We start from the raw sequence: 3,056 nt of genomic DNA on the forward strand, positions 1-3,056 counted from the left end.
CGCCACCACCTCCCTCTGCGCCGGGGGCGCGTAGGGCCCGCGCTACCGTGCCCGCATGCACGGCACTCCCGAGATACCCATGTACGCGGCCGGGGACCTCGTCCCCCTGGGCCGCACCGGACTGACCGTCAGCCGCCTCGGCCTCGGACTCGCCCCGATCGGCGGGATGTTCGAGGCCGTTCCCCCCGAGCGGGCCGCCGCCACGGTCGAACGGGCCTGGGAGCTCGGCGTGCGGCTCTACGACACCGCGCCCGTCTACGGCTACGGCCGCTCCGAGACCCGCACCGGGGCGGTGCTGCGGGGGCGGCCCCGCGCCGCGTATGTCCTGTGCACCAAGGTCGGCCGGCTGATCGAGCCGGGCGGGCCCGACACCCAGGACATCTGGGCCGACCCGCCGCCCGGGCTCGGCCCCCGGCTCGACTACTCCGCCGCGGCGGTGCGGCGTTCGCTGGAGGAGAGCCTGGAACGGCTCGGGCTCGACCGCGTCGACGTGCTGCACATCCACGACCCCGACGAGGACTACCCGACGGCGCTGGGCGAGGCGTATCGCGCGCTGGCCGAACTGCGGGACGCGGGCACCGTCGGGGCGGTCTCGCTGGGTGTCAACCACGCCGACGTGGCGGCCCGCTTCCTGCGCGAGGCCCCGGCGCCGGGACCGGACTGCGTCCTCATCGCGGGGCGCTGGACCCTGCTCGACCGCTCGGCGCTCACCGAACTGCTACCGCTGTGCGCGGCACGCGGCACCGCCGTGATGGCGGCGGGCGTGGTGACGCCGGGGCTGCGCGCCGGCGAGATCGAGGCCGTCCGCGCGGCGTGCGACCGGCACGGGGTGCCCGTGCTGGCCGCGGCCCTCCAGTTCCCGCTGACCCACCCGGCCGTGGCCACGGTCCTGGTCGGCGCCAGAAGCCCCGAGGAGATCGAACGGAACGCCGCCCACCTGGCCCATCCGATCCCCCCGGCGCTGTGGGAGGAGCTCGACGCGGTGCTCCCCTGAGGGGCGCCCGGCTCAGTGGTCCGGGTGGCCCGGCTCTCCCGGGTGCTCCTGGTGGAGGTTGTGGTCGAACCTCATCACCTCGGGCGGCATGACCGTGAACGTCCGCATCATGCCCATGTCCTCGTGCTCCAGCAGGTGGCAGTGGTACATGAACCGCCCGTGCGCCCCGGCGTACTCGCCCATGACCCGCACCATCTCGTTCGGCGGGACCCGGACGACGTCCTTCCACCCCCGCTCGTTCGGCGCGAGCGGGATCGCGGCCTCCGGGGCCCCGTTGTACGCGACCGGGCTGATCGTGCCGCCGACGGCGGGGTCGAACGTCGAGGTCAGATACGGGTCGCGGCCCATCACCTGGTAGGTGGTGAGGTGGATGTGCATCGGGTGGGTGGGACCGTTCAGATTCAGGAAGTTCCACTGCTCGAACGCCCCGTGCTCGACCTTGAAGGTGAGCGTGTCGTCGAACGTGCGGGCGACGCGGCGGTAGGTCTTCGTCACCCCCTCCGCGTCCTTCACCTGGACGACGCCGTCGGACGGCACCGCGACGCTGTCCTCGGGGACCTCCGCCATCTCCCAGATCTCGGGGTGGCCCCTGCCGCCCAGGGTGGTCGTCGGGGTGAGCACGATCAGCCGGTGGCCGTGCCCCTGCGCCCCGTGCTCCAGCCTGCGGAACGACGAGGAGATCACGCGGGGCAGCACGAACCGGTCGCGCACCGGCCGCCGGCCCACCCGGAACTCCATCACCTGCGGGAACGGCACGTCCCGCGCCGCGTCCCCCTCGCCCGGCCTGCCGTTCTGCGGGACGTTGACCAGCCGCACCCGCGTGCCGCGCAGCGCCGAGAAGTCGATGAGCAGGTCCATGCGCTCGGCCGGGGCGACGGTCAGCCGGGGCAGGGCGCCCTCGAAGTCGACCGGCACCGGCACCGGCAACAGGCCGCCGTCGGAGCCGATCTGCCGGATCGCCCCCCGGACCGGACGGCCGTCCTCGTCGATCAGGACGAGGTTGAACGTCCGCGCGTTGGCGCCGTTCAGCAGCCGGAAGCGGTACCAGCGCGCCTCGACGTCGAGGTGCGGCCACACCACCCCGTTGACCAGCGTGTACGGGCCGGAGAACGGGAGGGTGACGGGCGCCGCCTCCGGGTCGGCGGCCGGGAGCCGCCGCACCTTGTACAGCATCTCGCCGGTGGGCCGCCCCGAGGCGTCCACCTGGAAGTTCCGGTCGGTCAGCACGAGCGGCACCTCGTACGCGCCGCTCGGCAGGTGCAGCGCGTCCTCCTCGGCGTCGCGGAGGAGGTACATCCCGACGAGGCCCGCGTAGACGTTCCACCGCGTGATGTGCATGGCGTGGTCGTGGTACCACATGGTCATGGCGCGCTGGTCGTTCGGATACTCGGAGAGCTGGGCGTCGCCACGCGCGACCGCGTTCTCCGTCCAGCCGTCGTTGCCGCCGCCGGTGATCGCGCCGTGCAGGTGGGTCACGGACCAGCCGGGCAGGTCGGCGACGTCCTTGGTCTCCACGAACCCCTCGCCCCGGCCCGGAACGGCGGTGGGCGGAACGTTCCCCACGGCCGGCGCGTCGCCCGCCATGGCGGGGTAGGCGCTGTCGATGAGGTTCTTCCAGGAGACCCGGATCCGCTGCCCGCGCCGCACCTCGACGGTGGGCCCCGGGAAGTGCCCCTCGTAGGCCCAGACATGCGTCGGGGCCATCTGCGAGTGCAGGCGCGTCCAGGTCGACCGCAGGTTGATCTCGATCCGCGCGAGCTCGCCGTCGCGCCCCGGACGGAGCGTCGGCGGTATGCGCAGCGGGTCCAGGTACGGCGTGAGCCCCCCCACGGACTCCGCGCGGGACGCGACCTCCTCCGCGTCGAACTCCGGCGCGTCGAAGGCACGTTGCATGGTGATGTCAGACACGTTCGAACCCCCCAGTGGTTCCCCCATGTGCCACCGGCCGAACGCGGCGGTGGCTTCCACACACTGTGACCACCGACCGCGGCCACGAGTTGCGCGATCGAACGTATATCCGCGCGTTTCCCGCTTTTCCCGGCCATCTTTCCGCCCCCACCCG

General features: G+C 73.2%; 2 protein-coding genes. One reads left to right on the forward strand and one right to left on the reverse strand.

What is annotated here, in order from left to right; all coding sequences use genetic code 11:
* Positions 1-55: 55 nt before the first annotated feature.
* A complete protein-coding gene (locus ADY01_RS34495; RefSeq protein WP_234320531.1) occupies positions 56-994 on the forward strand; it encodes an aldo/keto reductase in 939 nt (312 codons plus the stop codon).
* A 12-nt stretch (positions 995-1,006) separates the two neighbouring features.
* Here the strand turns inward: ADY01_RS34495 and ADY01_RS34500 are convergent, their stop codons facing one another.
* Positions 1,007-2,887, reverse strand: a complete 1,881-nt coding sequence (locus ADY01_RS34500; protein ID WP_049580726.1) for a multicopper oxidase domain-containing protein — start codon at positions 2,885-2,887, stop codon at positions 1,007-1,009.
* Positions 2,888-3,056 lie beyond the last annotated feature (169 nt).

This window comes from Streptomyces sp. SBT349 (genome assembly GCF_001083795.1).
Taxonomy (GTDB): Bacteria; Actinomycetota; Actinomycetes; order Streptomycetales; family Streptomycetaceae; genus Streptomyces.

Excerpts from the sequence above, each read along its gene's own strand:
- ADY01_RS34495 (WP_234320531.1), top strand. The coding sequence starts at position 56 with ATGCACGGCACTCCCGAGATACCCATGTACGCGGCCGGGGACCTCGTC.
- ADY01_RS34500 (WP_049580726.1), bottom strand. The coding sequence starts at position 2,887 with ATGCAACGTGCCTTCGACGCGCCGGAGTTCGACGCGGAGGAGGTCGCG.